Genomic DNA, 17644 nt, shown 5'->3' with positions numbered 1-17644 from the left:
GACTCTACCTTATCATATCTTTAGTGTTCTGTAAAGACAGTTTACAGATATGTAAACTATTATTCTAAGTCGCTAGTACTCTTGTCTAGTTTAATGGTAGTTGTCTCTTCTTTCCCATTACGGTAATAAGTCACAGTCATACTATCTCCAATAGAATGGCTATAGAGAGCACTTTGTAATTCAGTAGTTGATGAAATAGCTTTATCATCTACTTTTGTGATGACATCAAATCTTTGTAGATGGCCATTTGCAGGCATGTTGGTTTGAACAGAACGAACAACTACACCAGAGGTAACATTTGCTGGGATATTCAATCTTTGCAAATCACTAGCATTAAGATTTGAAAGATTCACCATTTGAATTCCTAGAGCGGGTCTAGTTACTTTTCCACTCTTTTCTAATTGATCAATAATATGGATAGCATCGTTTGAAGGAATGGCAAAACCTAGCCCTTCCACTGATGTTCCACCATTAGTAGCAATCTTACTTGATGTAATCCCGATTACTTGACCTTGGATGTTGATTAAAGGACCACCTGAGTTACCAGGGTTAATTGCTGTATCAGTTTGGATAGCTTTGGTTGAGATTGCTTGGCCATCTTCAGATTTTAAAGAAACATTTCGATTAAGACTAGAAACAATCCCTTGAGTAACAGTGTTGGCGTATTCAGAACCAAGAGGACTTCCTATTGCAATAGCTGTTTCACCAACAGTTAATTGACTAGAGTCACCAAATTCAGCCACGGTTGTTACCTTTTCAGAAGAGATTTTTACAACAGCAATATCAGAAAAGGTGTCAGATCCGACAATCTCACCTGGAACCTTGGTACCATCTGCTAAGCGGATATCAACTTTTGAAGCACCGTTGATAACGTGAGTATTGGTAACTAGATAGGCGAACTCACCTTCTTTTTTATAAATAACACCGGAACCTTCACTAGATACTTGTTCAGTATTTGTATCCGTATCAGATTCACCAGAACCAAACAAACTATTTTGAGAGTTTGCTGAATAAGTTATAACTGATACAACGGCATCTTTTACTTTTTCGACTGCCTTTGTAGTGGAATTCTCATTTTTTACAGAAGTTTGGGTAATAGTTTGGTTATTTTGTACTTCAGTATCCGGTTTTTGATTTAGCTTAAGAATGGTTAAGCTACCCAATAAACCACTGGAAAAACTAATGAGAATAATTAGCAATAGTTGTCCTATTTTTTTTGAAAAGTTTTTCATAGATTCCTCCATATTTCATATTTTACTCATTGTTCAAAGTATAAAACTATTAACTTAATCCTAGCTTAAAAAAGTTTAAGTTTTTAACAATCTGTGGATAACTGATTAAAACTTGTGAATTTATTGTGTTTTTTACCTTTTTCATTTGTGAATAAGATGTGAATAGAATGCGATTATGATAAAATAGAAGCATGAAAATAAAAATTGTAACAGTTGGAAAACTAAAAGAAAAGTATCTCAAAGATGGAATTGCAGAATATTCTAAAAGAATATCACGATTTGCTCCCGTAGAAATGATTGAATTAGCTGATGAAAAGACACCCGATCGTGCTAGTGATTCTGAAAATGAAAAAATCTTGGATTTAGAGGGAAATAGAATTCTTTCCAAAATTGGTGATAGAGAATTTGTTGTTGTTTTAGCCATTGAAGGGAAGACATTATCTTCTAAAGAATTTAGTAGCCAATTAGAACAAGCTTCTATAAATGGTTATTCAACCTTAACATTTGTGATTGGTGGGAGTTTAGGACTCTCTCCTCAAGTAAAAAAGCGTGCGAATCTGTCTATTAGCTTTGGTCGTTTAACTCTCCCACATCAACTAATGCGTCTCGTTCTTACAGAGCAAATATACCGAGCTTTTACTATCCAACAAGGTTCTCCATATCATAAATAGGATTGACTATTTTCAATTATTTTGATAAGATAAACTAGTTAGGTCTCATAGCTCAGCTGGATAGAGCATTCGCCTTCTAAGCGAACGGTCGCAGGTTCGAATCCTGCTGGGATCATATATTAGACGTAACGCTGGGGAAACCCAGCGTTTTTTGTAAAAAATGACAGTTTAGGTACAAAAATGTGCAGTTGAGAATGAATTGTTTAAATACATACTCCGTTTTGTATAATAGGCTTGTAAGTTAATTTACAAGAAAAAAACAATAAAGGAGAATTTAATATGGAAAAAACAGTTAAATTAGAGCAGTTCAAAAAACTTACAGAAAAAGAATTACAGGAAATCCAAGGTGGAGATTGGAGATTTTTAAACTCAATACGTGAACTTATATTTCCAAAGAAAAAATAAATAAAAGGTAAAAGTAATGGATTTATTTGGATTATTAATAGCTATTTTCTATTTTTTTATAATTAGCAAAGGTTATAGATGGATATGTAAAGTAACTAGAAAAGAACAATTTATTTTTCTTTGTTATACACTTATTTCAGTGTTGTTACTTGAGGAATTTATTAATCTATTAAACTTAGGTGGCTTTGGTATATCTAAATTTTTATTTCCATTACTTGTTTCCATTTACCAGATAGAATTAAAGAAATACAATAAGTATAAAGGAATATTTATCAGTCTACTATTATCTTTATTATATCATAGCACTCATACTTTTTTATCAGTAACCATATCCTCTATAACAGGTGATTCTTTTGTAACAAAATATGAAGATTTTTTCTTTTTAGTAGTTTTATTACTAACTTATTTTATTATAAAAAAAATTATTACTTATTTTCACCTTGAACTTCATTATTTTGACAGAGATTACCTCTATCCATTTCTAAAGAAAGTTATACTTGCTTTCTTTGCTTTACATGTTCTATCACTCATTTCAGATATGGTAAGTACTCATGCGCATTTTAATAGTTTTGGTAGTATTTTAGCAACAATTGTCTTTATTTGTTTGCTACTAATCTTCTTCGCTATGAATTCTCATAAGGTGCGAGTTGAAAAAGAAATAGCCCTAAAACAGAAAAAATTTGAACAAGAACATTTACAGACTTACACAGATGAAATTGTGGCTTTGTATAATGAAATCCGTGGTTTTCGTCATGATTATGCAGGGATGCTTGTCAGTATGCAAATGGCCATTGACAGTAAAGATTTACAGGAAATTGACAGAATTTACAATGAAGTCTTGGTCAAAGCTAATCAAAAATTACGTTCAGATAAGTATACATACTTTGACTTAAACAACATAGAAGATTCAGCTTTGAGAAGTTTAATTGCGCAATCTATTGTATATGCACGAAATAATAACGTAGAGTTTACACTAGAAGTAAAGGACACTATCACAAAATTGTCAATCGATTTACTCGATCTTGTTCGTATGATGAGTGTATTATTGAACAATGCCGTTGAAGGTGCTGCAGAAAGTTATTTGAAAAAAATGGAAGTTGCAGTGATTAAGATGGATTTGGAAACAGTTATCGTGATTCAAAATTCGTGTAAAATTACCATGATACCTTCAGAAGATTTGTTTGAACTAGGTTTTTCTACTAAAGGTAGAAATAGAGGAATAGGACTTAAAAATGTTAAAGAAATTTTGGATCAGTATGAAAATATCATTTTAGAAACAGAGATGGAAGATAGTACCTTTAGACAGATTATTAGATTTAAGAGAGAATTTGAATGAAAGTATTAATTTTGGAAGATGTTATTCAACATCAAGTCAGATTAGAAAGAACCTTGGATGAAATTTCAAAGGAATTAAATATTCCTATTTCTTATAAAACAACAGGTAAAGAACGAGAATTTAAGGAATATATTGAAAATGATGAAGTAAATCAGCTTTATTTTCTAGATATTGATATTCATGGAGTTGAGAAAAAAGGATTTGAAGTCGCACAGTTTATTCGTCACCACAATCCCTATGCAATTATCGTATTTATCACTAGTAGATCAGAATTTGCTACCTTAACTTACAAATATCAAGTATCAGCTTTGGATTTTGTTGATAAAGATATCAATGATGAGTTATTTAAAAAACGTATCGAACAGAGTATCTTATATACCAAAAGTATGCTGCTTGAAAATAAAGATGTTGTGGATTATTTTGACTATAACTACAAAGGAAATGATTTAAAAATTCCCTACCATGATATTTTGTATATTGAAACAACAGGAGTATCTCATAAGTTAAGGATTATTGGTAAGAATTTTGCCAAAGAATTTTATGGGACAATGGCGGATATTCAAGAAAAAGACAAAGATACGCAAAGATTTTATTCCGCTCATAAGTCATTTCTTGTCAATGTAGGAAATATCAGGGAAATTGATCGAAAAAATTTAGAAGTAGTTTTTTATGAAGATCATCGTTGTCCGATTACCCGTCTCAAGGTTCGGAAATTAAGAGATATTCTGGAGAAAAAATCTAAAAAATGATTGACAATTAGTAAGAAATTGATATAATGGTTATATCTGCTACAGATAGATGGTCCGTTGGTCAAGGGGTTAAGACACCGCCTTTTCACGGCGGTAACACGGGTTCGAATCCCGTACGGACTATATTATCCGCCATAGCTCAGTTGGTAGTAGCGCATGACTGTTAATCATGATGTCGTAGGTTCGAGTCCTACTGGCGGAGTCAAACAAAAAAGAACACCTATGGTGTTCTTTTTTATGTCTCATTTTAATCTCCTAACATTTTCATAAGAAAGTCTGTCATTTCTTGCGGACTTTCTTTTTTTCCATGAGCAATCCAAGTTTGGCATACACCAAATAGTGCGTTTGTTAGATAGATACTACTATACTCTAACTCAATCTCGTTTAAATTTAATTGCATAAATCGTTTCTGGAGATCAGTACTGAGCAGAATGTGCAGTTTATTTCTCAGGAAGTTTTGTATTTCTTTTGTACCATTTTCAGATAGAAGAGCAGCTAATAATGGTTCAGATTCTAAGTATTCAAACACTTCTAGGATAGCATCTCTTTTATGATTTGCGTGTTTTTGGAAAATGTACTCAAAAGTATGAAATAGCTTACTTTGGTAGTGTTCAATCATATCATACTTATCTTTGTAGTGGGTATAAAAGCTAGAACGACTAATTCCGGCTTTTTCTGCTAGTTTAACAGTGCTAATTTGATCAAATGGCTGTTCCGTTAATAATTGAACCATGGCATTCTCAATAGTACGTTTGGTTTTTAAGCGTTTGTTGCTCTCTTTCATAGCTCCTCCTTGTGAACAAAATTAGACGTAGTGTCTAAATAATGATTTTTTAACTTGTAAATCAGATTTTTTAATGTATAATCTATTATATCAAAATTTTAGACAATATGTTTAAAAAAGGAGACAATATGTTTAAAGAATGGAAAGCAATTTTTAAAAAACCAACCTTTATCATTGTAATGATAGGGATTTCTCTTATTCCTGCTTTATACAACATCATATTTTTATCATCTATGTGGGATCCATATGGGCAATTATCAGAGTTGCCTGTAGCGGTTGTTAATAACGATAAGGAAGCTTCTTACAATGGGAATACAATGACTATAGGAAAAGACATGGTGTCCAATTTAAAGGAAAATAAATCATTAGATTTTCATTTTGTTAGTGAAGAAGAAGGTCAAAAAGGTCTAGAAGACGGTGATTACTATATGGTAGTCACTTTGCCAAGTGACTTATCTGAAAAGGCTGCTTCTATTCTAACAGACCACCCCGAACAAATGACCATTGACTATCAAACTTCTAGTGGGCATAGCTTCATCGCAAGTAAGATGAGTGACTCTGCCATGACACAGTTAAAACAGACTGTTTCTGCGAATGTAACCGAAACCTATACGAAAGCTTTATTTCAAAAGATGGGAGATTTAAAATCTGGTTTAACGAAGGCAACAGATGGAAGTGAACAATTGGCCGACGGAGCTAGTCAGTTAGCTGTTGGAAGTCAGACATTATCTTCAAATCTTAATACTTTAGCCAACTCAAGTTTAACTTTTTCTAATGGAAGTGAACAATTTACAAAAGGCTTGACAACATATGTCACAGGAGTAAACCAACTAAATGTTGGGTTAGGAACATTTAATGATGGGTTACAGAACTATACAAGTGGAGTTACACAGGTTGACAGTGGACTTAATCAATTATCCTCAAAGACTCCTGAACTAGTAGATGGTGTCAATCAGCTAAATACAGGAATGAAGACATATGCAGGAGGGGTTTCGCAACTGAATACAGGCCTCAATCAATTTTCAGTTGGTGTCAATGCATATACAAGTGGTGTTGACAAACTATCTGTTGGTACAAACCAACTATCTAGTCAATCAAATACATTAAGAGATGGTATTACTCAATTAAATAAAGGGATAAAAGAAATTTCTACTCAATTGAATACGACATCTCAACAGAAAGAAGATATAATCCAGTTAACTACTAGTTTAGATGAGTTGAATAAAGCACTTCAAGCTGTAACTATATCAGATAATACTGAACTTAAAACGACAATATCTAATGACTTAGCAACTATATCTACTATCGCCCAAACTATTGTGACGAATAGTCAATCAGAACAAGAGAGAACTCTTAGTAATCTTCAAGCAACAGCAACTTATCAAACTCTCACTGACTCTCAGAAAAAAGAATTGACTGAAGCTATTTCAAATAATTCTAATTCTACGATTGATTCAGCAAAAGAAATTTTAACATCAGTAGGAAACTTAAAAGTAAGTTTGGAAAGTGTAAACCAACCAGTTTCCAATCTTTCTACTTTACAGACGAAAGCAAACCAATTATTACCTGTAGCTTCTAGCTCTTTGACATCTATGTCAATTGGCTTTACACAGTTACAAAATGCTGTAGATAATCAGTTAGTTCCTGGAAGTCAATCGATTGAAAATGGAGTTAATGATTATACTAAAGGGTTGGATACTATTTCTTTAGGTGTAAACCAACTAAGTGAAAAGAATAAAACTTTAACAACAAGTTTGGATCAATTGGTTTCTGGATCAAGTAAGTTGACAGAAAACTCTTCAACCTTGACAACTGGTTTGGATTCGCTAGCTGGGAAAACTCCAGAATTAGTAACAGGTATCGAAAAACTCTCTTCTGGTTCTAGCCAATTAAATAGTAAGAGTTCAGATTTAATTGCTGGACTTGATAAAATACAGCTAGGTTCTAGTCAATTAACAGATAAATCAAGTCAATTGCTTTCAGCTAGCTCTCAGTTAGGAAGTGGAGCAGTGAAAATTGCTGATGGCGCTGGGAAATTAGCAGATGGCGGTGTAACTTTAACTGCTGGTATAGAAAGTTTACAAGTAGGAGCTACAGAGCTAGGAAAAGGATTAAGTAATGCTAGCAATCAACTAAAATCAGCATCAACAGAGTCCAATAATGCAGAAATATTATCTGAGCCTTTGAGTCTTTCAAAAACAGATAATGATCAAGTTCCTGTAAATGGAATTGCTATGGCTCCTTATATGATATCAGTCGCCCTCTTTGTTGCTGCATTATCAACAAATATGATTTTTGCTAAATTACCTTCAGGTCGTCATCCTGAGAGCCGTTGGGCTTGGTTTAAATCACGCTTTGAAATAAATGGAGTCATTGCTGTGTTAGCAGCTGTCTTAGTCTATGGGGGAATTCATCTTATAGGCCTAACGGCAAATCATGAAATGAGAACCTTATTCTTAATCATTATCGCAAGTTTGACCTTTATGTCGATGGTAACTGCTTTAACGACATGGAATAGTCGTTTAGGTGCTTTCTTCTCTCTTATTTTGTTATTATTGCAATTAGCATCAAGTGCAGGAACCTATCCACTTGCTTTGACAAATGATTTCTTTAAAGCGGTCAATCCATGGTTACCAATGAGTTATTCAGTTTCAGGATTGAGACAAACAATTTCTATGACAGGAAATATGCATCATCAAGTAGTTTTCCTTCTTGTAACTTTAGTTTTATTCATCGGATTAGGTATGCTAGCTTATCAACCTAAGAAAATGGATGAAGATTAGATAGGTTTCACGTGAAACAATGATATAAACAGATTGATAGAACTATCAACTAAAAATTCATAAAAACAATAAAACTCAGTTGGATAATCCAACTGAGTTTTTATAATCGAATTTAGTCTTTCCAAAGTTCTTTTACTTTTGCTTGAACTTCAGCATTTTCTAGGAATTCGTCATAGGTTTCATCAATACGATCAATGACACCATTTTTAGAAAGGACGATGATGTGATTTGCCAGTGTTTGAATAAATTCATGGTCATGACTGGCAAAGATGATTGATTCTTTGAAGTTTTTCAATCCATCATTCAGACTAGAGATAGATTCCAAGTCTAAGTGATTTGTAGGATCGTCAAGTACAAGGACGTTTGATTTTAAAAGCATGAGTTTAGAAAGCATCACGCGCACTTTTTCTCCCCCTGACAAGACGTTGACAGGTTTGTTAACCTCGTCTCCAGAGAAAAGCATACGACCCAAAAATCCTCGTAGGAAAGTATTATCATCTTCTTCTTTACTTGCAAATTGACGCAACCAGTCAAGGATAGACTCGTTACCAGCAAAATCAGCTGAATTGTCTTTTGGCAAGTAAGAGCGACTAGTTGTAACTCCCCACTTGACAGTTCCTTCATATTCGATTTCACCCATAATAGCGCGAATCAAGGCAGTGGTTTGGATGTCGTTTTGTCCGATAAGAGCTGTCTTGTCACCTGGACGCAAGATAAAGCTGATGTTGTCAAGAATAGTTTCACCATCAATCTTTACAGATAGATTCTCTACTGTCAACAAATCATTCCCGATTTCTCGTTCGGCTTTAAAGCTGATAAATGGGTATTTCCGGCTTGATGGGACAATTTCTTCTAACTGAATCTTGTCAAGCATCTTTTTACGCGAAGTTGCCTGTTTAGATTTTGAAGCATTGGCAGAGAAACGAGCCACAAACTCTTGTAATTGTTTGATTTTTTCTTCTGCCTTAGCATTACGGTCTGCTAGCAATTTAGCAGCAAGCTCAGATGACTCCTTCCAGAAGTCGTAGTTTCCGACATAGAGTTTGATTTTACCAAAGTCCAGATCGGCCATGTGAGTACAGACTTTATTCAAGAAGTGACGGTCGTGGGATACAACGATAACGGTATTTTCAAAATCAATCAAGAAATCTTCTAACCAGGTAATAGATTGTATATCAAGACCGTTGGTCGGCTCGTCCAAAAGAAGGACATCTGGTTTACCAAATAGGGCTTTAGCAAGGAGAACTTTCACCTTGTCCCCGTTTGCAAGTTCGCTCATATTTTGGTAATGGAGTTCTTCTGGAATATTCAGATTTTGTAAGAGTTGTGAAGCTTCACTCTCAGCTTCCCAACCACCTAGTTCAGCAAATTCTCCTTCAAGTTCAGCTGCACGAACGCCATCTTCATCCGAAAAATCTTCCTTCATGTAGATAGCATCTTTTTCTTTCATGATGCTATACAGCTTTTCATTACCCATGATAACGACATCAATAGCACGCTCGTCTTCATAGTCAAAGTGATTTTGACGAAGTACAGAAAGACGTTCGTCTGGTCCAAGAGAGATATGACCAGTCGTTGGTTCAATATCCCCTGCTAAGATTTTTAAAAAAGTTGATTTTCCAGCACCATTGGCACCAATCAGACCATAGGTATTTCCTTCTGTAAATTTGATGTTGACATCATCAAACAATTTTCGATCACTAAAACGTAGTGAAACATCAGATACTGTTAGCAAAGTTTTTCTCCTATTATATGTAATACTCTAATTCTACTAGAAAATCACTAAATATTCAAATTTTTATTTGTCAATTTTTTGTAAAGAAAATTGACAAATGATTTACAGTTGAGAGGGTTAACAAGTCTATTGTTTGAATAAAAAATTTATCTGTCTTTTTATTAAAAAAATGCTATAATTGAAAGGACCATATCAAAGGAGAATCAAATGAATAAACCCATTATTTTAACAGGAGATCGTCCAACGGGGAAATTACATATTGGGCATTACGTTGGGAGCTTAAAAAATCGTGTCTTACTACAAGAAGAAAATAAATATGACATGTTTGTCTTTTTAGCTGACCAACAAGCCTTAACAGACCACGCAAAAGATCCACAAACAATTGTAGAGTCTATTGGGAATGTGGCCTTGGACTATCTTGCAGTGGGATTAGATCCTAAGAAATCAACGATTTTTATCCAAAGTCAGATACCAGAATTGGCAGAACTTTCTATGTATTACATGAATTTGGTATCTTTGGCCCGTTTGGAACGAAACCCAACCGTCAAAACAGAAATTGCTCAGAAAGGCTTTGGAGAAAGTATCCCAACAGGATTTTTGGTTTATCCAGTTGCGCAAGCCGCGGATATTACAGCATTTAAGGCTAACTTGGTTCCAGTAGGAAATGACCAAAAGCCCATGATTGAACAAACACGTGAAATTGTTCGTTCTTTTAACCATGCCTACCATTGTGATGTTTTAGTAGAGCCAGAAGGAATTTATCCTGAGCATGAAGGTGCAGGACGTTTGCCAGGTTTAGACGGTAATGCCAAAATGTCGAAATCACTTAATAATGGTATTTACCTAGCTGACGATGCGGATACTTTACGCAAAAAAGTGATGAGTATGTATACTGATCCAGATCATATTCGTGTTGAGGATCCAGGTAAGATTGAAGGTAATATGGTTTTCCATTACTTAGATGTTTTTGGTCGTCCGGAGGATGCTCAAGAAATTGCTGAAATGAAAGAGCATTACCAACGTGGAGGCCTTGGTGATGTTAAGACCAAGCGTTATCTCCTTGAAATCCTAGAACGTGAACTTGGCCCAATTCGTGAACGTCGTATTGAGTTTGCTAAAGATATGGGTGAAGTCTATAACATGCTTCAAAAAGGCAGTGAAAAAGCTCGAGAAGTTGCTGGTCAAACACTCTCTGAAGTCAAAACAGCAATGGGTCTGAATTATTTTCAATAATGGATAAAATATGAACTATTAAACTATTTCTTCTTTTAAATGAGAGAGATAGTTTTTTATTTGTTCTCTTATAAATTTAATTGACAAATTTTCATAGAATGGTATGATAGATACAATACAAAAAGCGTTAAGCTCAATAAAGAAAGAAAAGAGGAAACTTCAATGTCTAATTGGGACACTAAATTTTTAAAAAAAGGTTTTACCTTTGATGATGTATTGCTTATCCCAGCAGAGAGTCATGTGTTGCCTAATGATGCGGATTTAACAACAAAATTAGCAGATAATTTGACTTTAAATATCCCAATTATTACAGCTGCGATGGACACAGTTACAGAGAGCCAAATGGCGATTGCAATCGCGCGTGCAGGTGGACTTGGAGTTATCCATAAAAACATGTCTATTGAGCAACAAGCTGACGAAGTTCGCAAGGTAAAACGTTCTGAGAATGGTGTTATTATTGATCCATTCTTCTTGACTCCAGAACATACAATCGCGGAAGCTGACGAATTGATGGGACGTTACCGTATCAGTGGTGTGCCTGTAGTTGAAACTCTTGAAAACCGCAAGTTAATTGGTATTTTGACTAACCGAGATCTTCGTTTTATTTCTGACTATAACCAACCAATTTCAAAACATATGACTAGTGAAAACTTGGTTACTGCACCGGTTGGTACAGATTTAAAAACAGCAGAGAGTATTCTACAAGAGCACCGTATTGAAAAACTACCTCTAGTTGATGAAGAGGGTCGCCTTTCTGGCTTGATTACAATCAAAGATATTGAAAAAGTCATTGAATTTCCAAATGCAGCTAAAGATGAGTTTGGTCGTCTTCTAGTTGCCGGTGCGGTAGGTGTTACTTCTGATACATTTGAACGTGCAGAAGCCCTCTTTGAAGCTGGTGCGGATGCGATTGTCATCGATACAGCACACGGACATTCTGCAGGAGTTCTTCGCAAAATCGCTGAAATCCGTGCGCACTTCCCAGACCGTACATTAATTGCTGGAAATATCGCTACTGCTGAAGGTGCGCGTGCTCTTTATGACGCAGGAGTTGATGTTGTTAAAGTTGGTATTGGTCCAGGTTCAATCTGTACAACTCGTGTGATTGCAGGTGTCGGAGTTCCACAAGTTACAGCAATTTACGATGCTGCAGCAGTTGCGCGTGAATATGGTAAAACGATTATTGCCGACGGTGGAATCAAGTATTCTGGAGATATTGTTAAAGCCCTTGCCGCTGGTGGAAATGCAGTAATGCTTGGGTCTATGTTTGCGGGAACAGATGAAGCTCCAGGTGAAACTGAAATCTTCCAAGGACGTAAATTCAAAACTTACCGTGGTATGGGCTCAATCGCAGCTATGAAGAAGGGTTCAAGCGACCGTTACTTCCAAGGTTCAGTTAATGAAGCAAACAAACTGGTTCCAGAAGGAATTGAAGGTCGTGTTGCTTATAAAGGAGCTGCAGCTGATATTGTCTTCCAAATGATTGGTGGTATTCGTTCAGGTATGGGTTACTGTGGTGCTGCTAATCTGAAAGAATTGCATGATAATGCTCAGTTTATCGAAATGTCTGGCGCAGGTCTAAAAGAAAGTCATCCGCATGATGTTCAAATTACTAACGAAGCACCAAATTACTCAATGTAATTAAAAAAACTCCTGTTTAACAGGAGTTTTTTTGTTTTAACATGCATGTAAAGTTTAGTTTACAGATAGTTGACCGTCATTTACTGTAAAGATGCTTAGGTTGTCAGGCAAGTTTTGAAGGTGATCTAAACTTGTAGTTGTTATAAAGGTTTGAATATTATGAGAGATAGTCTCTAATAATTTAAGTTGACGATTATTGTCAAGTTCACTCATAACATCGTCAAGTAAAAGAATAGGTGATTCCTTGGTGATGCTTTCCATCAACTCGATTTCAGCCAGTTTGATAGACAGAACCAAGCTACGATGCTGTCCTTGACTGCCAAAACTTGCTTCTATACCGTTGATTAAGAAAATCATATCATCTCGATGAGGACCAACTCCAGTGTTCTTTTTAAATAAATCTCTAGATCTACTTTTTTGAAGTGCCCTATAAAAAGAATCAGCTAAATGTTCTTTGTCAACAAAGTTTACAGAAGGTTGATAGCGAATTGACAGTTCTTCTAATTGGTCTGAAATGTCAAAATGTTTCTTTTGACCAAAGAAATCCATTTTCTGTATAAAGTCAGCCCTGTGAATCATTACACGACATCCATATTCTACCAGTTGATCATCAAGAACAGATAAAAAAGTTTCATCAATATTTTGTGTAGTTTTTAGATAGGTGTTTCTCTGTTTAAGAATATGGTTATAGCTTGACAAGTCTGACAAGTAAATCGGTTTGATTTGTCCCAACTCCATGTCAATGAATTTACGTCGGATAGCTGGCGCACCTTTGACAAGTTGTAAATCTTCTGGAGCAAATAAGACAACATTCATATGTCCGATATAATCAGAAAGACGAGCCTGTTTTAAATGATTCACTTTAGTAATCCGACCTTTTTGTGTTAAGTCTATTTCAAGTGGGATAGTTGCTGTTTTCTTCTGCAACAGTCCGGAAACTTGTAGTTGTTCTTCTTCAAACTGAATTAAATTTTTGTCTGTCTTTGTTCGATGACTTCTTGTTAAGGCTAAAAAGTAAATACTTTCAAGAAGATTCGTTTTCCCTTGAGCGTTCCGGCCAACAAATACATTTAATTTTGGATTAAAATCAACTTCGATATTATGATAGTTACGAAATTGTTTAATGGATAAATTTTTCAACCACATAATTATCTACCTGGGAAGCGTGGTGCTGATTTTGTATTTTTGGGTTGAGCTTTTTTTGTAGATTTTTTTTGAACTTTCTTATTCATTTCCTTTACAATCTTAGCTACACGTTCTTTCTCAAGTTTTTCTAAATGAAACTCCTCTAGTTCTTCTGGGGTTGGTTGAACTAGAACGATCTGGGTTTTTAAATCAGGAATTTCAATAGAATCCCCGATTCTAATTTTCTTGCCTCGACGATTTTCTAATTCTCCATTAAAATATACAAGATGGTCAGATAAAAAAGATTTAATAGCACCACCACTTTGTATAATTCCAAGGTCTTTTAATAGAGATTGGAGAGTAATAAATTCTTCAAATAATTTGTATTCCATAGTTCACCTCAATCTTTGGTATTATACCATATTTTGCTCAAAATAGTTGAGAAGAAACCACTGATATGAAAACGATTTTAATTTTAAAAGATTCAATGAGAACAAGAAAAATTTTCGTTTTCATGGTATAATAGAACTCTATGTAAAAGGAGGTAAAAGATGGAGTTATTCCCTGGAATTGCAGTGCATTTTATCCAATCTAAAAAGTTTAAGACTAATAAAATAACTATGCGTTTCACAGCTCCATTATCTCTGGATTTGATTTCAGGGCGCATGTTAAGTGCAAGTATGCTTGAAACAGCTAATAAAAGTTATCCAACCGCCCAGATTCTAAAAAAACATTTGGCTGCATTGTATGGAGCGGATTTATCGACTCATGCATATAGAAGAGGACAAAGCCATCTCGTAGATGTCAGTTTAACTTATGTTCGAGATGAATTTTTAAGTAAGAAAAACGTGTTAACTTCTCAAATTTTAGAATTATTGTATCAAGTCATATTCAATTCCTTGTCAGATGAGGAAGGATTTGAAAAGAGTGCCTTTGAAATTGAGAAAAAACAACTGTTGGCAAGACTGGAATCAGAATTAGAGGATCCTTTCTTCTTTGCGCATAAAGAATTAGATCATTTGTTTTTCCAAGAAGAATCCATGCAGTTAGTCCCTAAAGATTTGATTTCCAGAATTTCTGAAGAGACTTCTAAAACTTGTTATTCAAGTTTCCAAAAAATGCTGATCGAAGATAGAATTGATTTATTCTTTTTAGGGGACTTTAATGAAATAGAAGTTCTAGAAATCCTGAAAAAATTTAACTTGACAGGTCGTAAAGATACTGTAAACATTCAATATCGACAAGAATATTCAAATGTTCTTAGGGAAGGAATTATCAGAAAAAACCTAGGGCAGTCTATTCTAGAAATGGGGTACCATAGCACAATTGGTTATGGGGATGATCAGAAGATGGCTTTACTGCTTGTAAACGGTCTGCTCGGGGCTTTTCCGCACTCTAAATTGTTTACTCAAGTAAGGGAAAAGGAAGGCCTAGCTTATACTGTATCTAGTCACCTGGATCTTTTTAGTGGATTTTTGCGATTATTTGCTGGAATCAATCGTCAAAACCGAAACAAGGCAAGAAAATTGATGAATGATCAATTACTCAATATCAAAAATGGTAGATTTACAGATGCTGAAATCAATCAGACCAAGGAAATGATTCGTAGGACCATGTTGTTGAGTCAGGATAATCAAGATTCGATAATTGACAGAGAATACTTAAGCCTCTTTTTTGGTAAATCGATTTTAGACCTGGATACCTTGATAGAGACACTAGAGCAAGTCGACAAGGAGGCAATCTGTAGGGCTGCGTCTAGTCTAAAATTGCAAGCTATCTATTTTATGGAAGGAGCAGAATGACTAGAGTAACTTTTGATGAGAAATACTATCCTGCTGTAAAGGAGACTCTTTATCAAGCAACATTAGAAAATGGCTTGACAGTTACTTTACTTCCAAAAAATGACTTTAACGAAGTTTATGGTGTAGTCACTGTTCAAGTTGGTTCAGTTGACACAGAGTTTACAGCAAGAGATGGAATAAGAAAAACATATCCAAAAGGGATTGCTCATTTTTTAGAGCACAAACTTTTTGAAAGAGAAAATTCTGAAGATATCATGGCTAGTTTTACTGAACTAGGTGCAGATAGTAATGCCTTTACAAGCTTTACAAATACAAGTTATCTTTTTTCAACGTCTGATCATGTTACTGAGTGTTTGGACTTGCTTGACGAGCTAGTTACAAGCCTTAACATTACTGAAGAATCTGTTGAACACGAAAAAGATATCATTCAGCAAGAACGCGAAATGTACCAAGACGATCCTGATTCCTGCTTGTTCTTTAAAACACTTGCAAATCTATATCCAGAAAGTCCTCTTGCTTCAGATATTGTCGGAACTGAGGATTCGATAGAAAATATTAGATTAGAGGATTTACGAGATAATTTTGAAGAATTTTACACTCCTGTCAATAGTCATATTTTTCTTGTTGGGAACTTTGATTTAGAGTTGATACAAGATTATTTCTCGCAAAAGGATGTTGGAGACTGGATAGATGAAACTTCGAGAGAAACAATCGCTTTAAACCCTGTAAAGAAGGTTGACAGCATTCGTATGGCTGTCGCTTCTCCTAAATTAGCTATTGGCGTTCGAACAAATTCCAATATGAGTAATCAGGATTGTTATCGATATAGTATTTTGCTAAGAGCTTTGTTTACGATGATGTTTGGTTGGACCTCTAAAAGATTTCAGAGTTTGTATGAAACTGGGAAATTAGATTCTTCATTATCTTTAGAAGTTGAAATCAGTCGACGGTTTAACTTTTTGATGCTGACAATGGATGCGAAGGAGCCTGTAGCCATTTCGCACCAATTTCGAAAGGCGATTCAGAACTTTGTTACTGATGCAGATGTTTCGGAAGAACATCTTGATCTAATAAAAAGTGAAATTTATGGAGAGTTCATCCATAACATGAATTCTTTAGAATTTATTGCGACTCAATATCAGTCGCATATTGATGAATCAACCCTCTTTGATTTGCCAAAGATTATACAGGAGATGACTTTGGAAGATGTACTTGAGGTAGGACATCATTTTATTGATAATAGTGAAATCGTTGAGTTTACGATTTTTCCACTGTAGTCATTGAAGCAACATAAACTAGAAAGAAGGAATGGTAAGTATGAGAAAAAAAACAATTGGTGAAGTTTTACGTTTAGCAAGAATTAATCAAGGTTTGAGCTTGGAGGAATTGCAGCGCAAAACGGATATTCAACTAAATTTGCTTGAGGCTTTAGAATCAGATGATTTTGACCAACTACCAAGCCCTTTTTATACACGCTCTTTTTTGAGAAAGTATGCTTGGGCAGTTGAGTTGGATGAAAGTATAGTTCTAGAAGCTTATGATTCGGGAAGTATGATTACCTATGAGGAAGTGGATGTTGATGAGATAGAACTATCAGGTCGTAGACGTTCCAATCGTAAGAAACGTTCCTTACTTCCGCTGTTTTACTTCATACTCTTCTCTTTATCTATTATCATTTTTGTTTCTTATTATGTTTGGAACTATATTCAAACACAACCTACAGAAACAACTACAGCTAACTATAATGTTGTAACTACCACAATAAGTGAAACAAGCAAGGAAACGACTACTAGCGACCAAACTACTAGTCCATCAAGCTCGAGTGAAGCCTCAACTGTGACTGTTTCAGGTCAGGGAGATGTCATATCAGTAGAATATAAAACTCCTAAAGATACAGCAGAGCTTCAGTTGTCTGTGACGGATGTAACAAGCTGGATTAGTGTTTCAGATACTGATTTGGCTGGAGGGACGACTCTGGATCCGAAAAATAAAACAGCAAAAACAACAATTTCTAAAGGTTCTCCAGTAACGATCACATTAGGTGTTGTCAAAGGTGTTAAAATAAGCATTGACAGTCAGGAAATTGATACTTCGAAATTAACTGGGGAAACCGGCTGGATTACACTGAAATTAGGTTCAAATTAAGGA

The 17644-nt window shown here is 35.0% G+C and carries 15 protein-coding genes and 3 tRNA genes; 13 read left to right on the top strand and 5 right to left on the bottom strand.

Annotated features, from left to right (window positions below; all coding sequences use genetic code 11):
• Nucleotides 1–59 precede the first annotated feature (59 nt).
• Nucleotides 60–1232, bottom strand: a complete 1173-nt coding sequence (locus ACVC7R_RS06040) for a S1C family serine protease (RefSeq protein WP_447263952.1) — start codon at nucleotides 1230–1232, stop codon at nucleotides 60–62.
• Between the two features lie 191 nt (nucleotides 1233–1423).
• On the opposite strand from ACVC7R_RS06040, the gene rlmH reads away from it, so the two are divergent.
• The 7 genes from rlmH (at nucleotide 1424) to ACVC7R_RS06005 (ending at nucleotide 4595) form a co-directional block, all read left to right on the top strand.
• A complete protein-coding gene (gene rlmH / locus ACVC7R_RS06035; protein ID WP_447263951.1) occupies nucleotides 1424–1903 on the top strand; it encodes a 23S rRNA (pseudouridine(1915)-N(3))-methyltransferase RlmH in 480 nt (159 codons plus the stop codon).
• A 41-nt stretch (nucleotides 1904–1944) separates the two neighbouring features.
• Nucleotides 1945–2018, top strand: a tRNA-Arg gene (locus tag ACVC7R_RS06030).
• Nucleotides 2019–2182: 164 nt separating this feature from the next.
• Nucleotides 2183–2308 carry a competence-stimulating peptide ComC gene (comC, locus tag ACVC7R_RS06025; protein WP_414291540.1) on the top strand — a complete coding sequence of 42 codons (126 nt, stop codon included), beginning with the start codon at nucleotides 2183–2185 and terminating at the stop codon, nucleotides 2306–2308.
• A gap of 16 nt (nucleotides 2309–2324) precedes the next feature.
• Nucleotides 2325–3644: a competence system sensor histidine kinase ComD gene (gene comD / locus ACVC7R_RS06020; RefSeq protein WP_447263950.1), complete on the top strand. Its 1320-nt coding sequence runs from the start codon at nucleotides 2325–2327 to the stop codon at nucleotides 3642–3644.
• Nucleotides 3641–4393, top strand: coding sequence for a competence system response regulator transcription factor ComE (gene comE / locus ACVC7R_RS06015; protein WP_251938653.1), 753 nt, complete (start codon nucleotides 3641–3643; stop codon nucleotides 4391–4393). Before comD ends, comE begins: the two co-directional genes overlap by 4 nt.
• Nucleotides 4394–4444: 51 nt before the next feature.
• Nucleotides 4445–4516: transfer RNA gene (locus ACVC7R_RS06010), tRNA-Glu, on the top strand.
• Nucleotides 4517–4521: 5 nt separating this feature from the next.
• Nucleotides 4522–4595, top strand: a tRNA-Asn gene (locus ACVC7R_RS06005).
• Between the two features lie 45 nt (nucleotides 4596–4640).
• Here ACVC7R_RS06005 and ACVC7R_RS06000 read toward each other — a convergent pair.
• Complete coding sequence (locus ACVC7R_RS06000; RefSeq protein ID WP_251938655.1) at nucleotides 4641–5177, bottom strand: TetR/AcrR family transcriptional regulator; 537 nt, start codon at nucleotides 5175–5177, stop codon at nucleotides 4641–4643.
• A gap of 128 nt (nucleotides 5178–5305) precedes the next feature.
• Here ACVC7R_RS06000 and ACVC7R_RS05995 point away from each other — a divergent pair, with 128 nt between their 5' ends.
• A complete protein-coding gene (locus ACVC7R_RS05995; protein ID WP_447263949.1) occupies nucleotides 5306–7960 on the top strand; it encodes a YhgE/Pip family protein in 2655 nt (884 codons plus the stop codon).
• A 112-nt stretch (nucleotides 7961–8072) separates the two neighbouring features.
• On the opposite strand, the gene ACVC7R_RS05990 is transcribed toward ACVC7R_RS05995, so the two are convergent.
• Nucleotides 8073–9695, bottom strand: coding sequence for an ATP-binding cassette domain-containing protein (locus ACVC7R_RS05990; protein WP_447263948.1), 1623 nt, complete (start codon nucleotides 9693–9695; stop codon nucleotides 8073–8075).
• A gap of 207 nt (nucleotides 9696–9902) precedes the next feature.
• On the opposite strand from ACVC7R_RS05990, the gene trpS reads away from it, so the two are divergent.
• Both trpS and guaB read left to right on the top strand, forming a co-directional pair.
• Complete coding sequence (trpS, locus tag ACVC7R_RS05985; RefSeq protein WP_447263947.1) at nucleotides 9903–10928, top strand: tryptophan--tRNA ligase; 1026 nt, start codon at nucleotides 9903–9905, stop codon at nucleotides 10926–10928.
• Between the two features lie 162 nt (nucleotides 10929–11090).
• Nucleotides 11091–12569, top strand: a complete 1479-nt coding sequence (guaB, locus tag ACVC7R_RS05980; RefSeq protein ID WP_006154819.1) for an IMP dehydrogenase — start codon at nucleotides 11091–11093, stop codon at nucleotides 12567–12569.
• Nucleotides 12570–12623: 54 nt separating this feature from the next.
• Here the strand turns inward: guaB and recF are convergent, their stop codons facing one another.
• Nucleotides 12624–13715: a DNA replication/repair protein RecF gene (gene recF, locus ACVC7R_RS05975; protein ID WP_447263946.1), complete on the bottom strand. Its 1092-nt coding sequence runs from the start codon at nucleotides 13713–13715 to the stop codon at nucleotides 12624–12626.
• Nucleotides 13716–13717: 2 nt separating this feature from the next.
• On the bottom strand, nucleotides 13718–14086 hold the full coding sequence (yaaA, locus tag ACVC7R_RS05970) for a S4 domain-containing protein YaaA (RefSeq protein WP_447263945.1): 369 nt from the start codon (nucleotides 14084–14086) through the stop codon (nucleotides 13718–13720).
• Nucleotides 14087–14245: 159 nt separating this feature from the next.
• Between yaaA and yfmF the strand changes: the two genes are divergently transcribed.
• The 3 genes from yfmF to rodZ are packed head-to-tail and all read left to right on the top strand — an operon-like array spanning nucleotide 14246 to nucleotide 17641.
• Nucleotides 14246–15496 (top strand): EF-P 5-aminopentanol modification-associated protein YfmF, encoded by a 1251-nt coding sequence (gene yfmF / locus ACVC7R_RS05965; protein ID WP_447263944.1) that lies wholly within the window; start codon nucleotides 14246–14248, stop codon nucleotides 15494–15496.
• Entirely contained in the window at nucleotides 15493–16773 is a 1281-nt protein-coding gene (yfmH, locus tag ACVC7R_RS05960; protein WP_447263943.1) for an EF-P 5-aminopentanol modification-associated protein YfmH, read from the top strand. Before yfmF ends, yfmH begins: the two co-directional genes overlap by 4 nt.
• A 40-nt stretch (nucleotides 16774–16813) precedes the next feature.
• A complete protein-coding gene (gene rodZ / locus ACVC7R_RS05955) occupies nucleotides 16814–17641 on the top strand; it encodes a cytoskeleton protein RodZ (protein ID WP_447263942.1) in 828 nt (275 codons plus the stop codon).
• The last annotated feature ends 3 nt before the right edge of the window (nucleotides 17642–17644 follow it).

The organism is Streptococcus sp. Z554 (assembly GCF_053010305.1).
This window is presented reverse-complemented; position numbering and strand designations above follow the sequence as displayed.

Excerpts from the sequence above, each read along its gene's own strand:
- recF (WP_447263946.1), bottom strand. The coding sequence starts at position 13,715 with ATGTGGTTGAAAAATTTATCCATTAAACAATTTCGTAACTATCATAAT.
- guaB (WP_006154819.1), top strand. The coding sequence starts at position 11,091 with ATGTCTAATTGGGACACTAAATTTTTAAAAAAAGGTTTTACCTTTGAT.
- yfmH (WP_447263943.1), top strand. The coding sequence starts at position 15,493 with ATGACTAGAGTAACTTTTGATGAGAAATACTATCCTGCTGTAAAGGAG.
- rlmH (WP_447263951.1), top strand. The coding sequence starts at position 1,424 with ATGAAAATAAAAATTGTAACAGTTGGAAAACTAAAAGAAAAGTATCTC.
- rodZ (WP_447263942.1), top strand. The coding sequence starts at position 16,814 with ATGAGAAAAAAAACAATTGGTGAAGTTTTACGTTTAGCAAGAATTAAT.
- comC (WP_414291540.1), top strand. The coding sequence starts at position 2,183 with ATGGAAAAAACAGTTAAATTAGAGCAGTTCAAAAAACTTACAGAAAAA.
- comD (WP_447263950.1), top strand. The coding sequence starts at position 2,325 with ATGGATTTATTTGGATTATTAATAGCTATTTTCTATTTTTTTATAATT.
- ACVC7R_RS06000 (WP_251938655.1), bottom strand. The coding sequence starts at position 5,177 with ATGAAAGAGAGCAACAAACGCTTAAAAACCAAACGTACTATTGAGAAT.
- ACVC7R_RS06040 (WP_447263952.1), bottom strand. The coding sequence starts at position 1,232 with ATGAAAAACTTTTCAAAAAAAATAGGACAACTATTGCTAATTATTCTC.
- comE (WP_251938653.1), top strand. The coding sequence starts at position 3,641 with ATGAAAGTATTAATTTTGGAAGATGTTATTCAACATCAAGTCAGATTA.
- ACVC7R_RS05995 (WP_447263949.1), top strand. The coding sequence starts at position 5,306 with ATGTTTAAAGAATGGAAAGCAATTTTTAAAAAACCAACCTTTATCATT.
- trpS (WP_447263947.1), top strand. The coding sequence starts at position 9,903 with ATGAATAAACCCATTATTTTAACAGGAGATCGTCCAACGGGGAAATTA.
- yaaA (WP_447263945.1), bottom strand. The coding sequence starts at position 14,086 with ATGGAATACAAATTATTTGAAGAATTTATTACTCTCCAATCTCTATTA.
- yfmF (WP_447263944.1), top strand. The coding sequence starts at position 14,246 with ATGGAGTTATTCCCTGGAATTGCAGTGCATTTTATCCAATCTAAAAAG.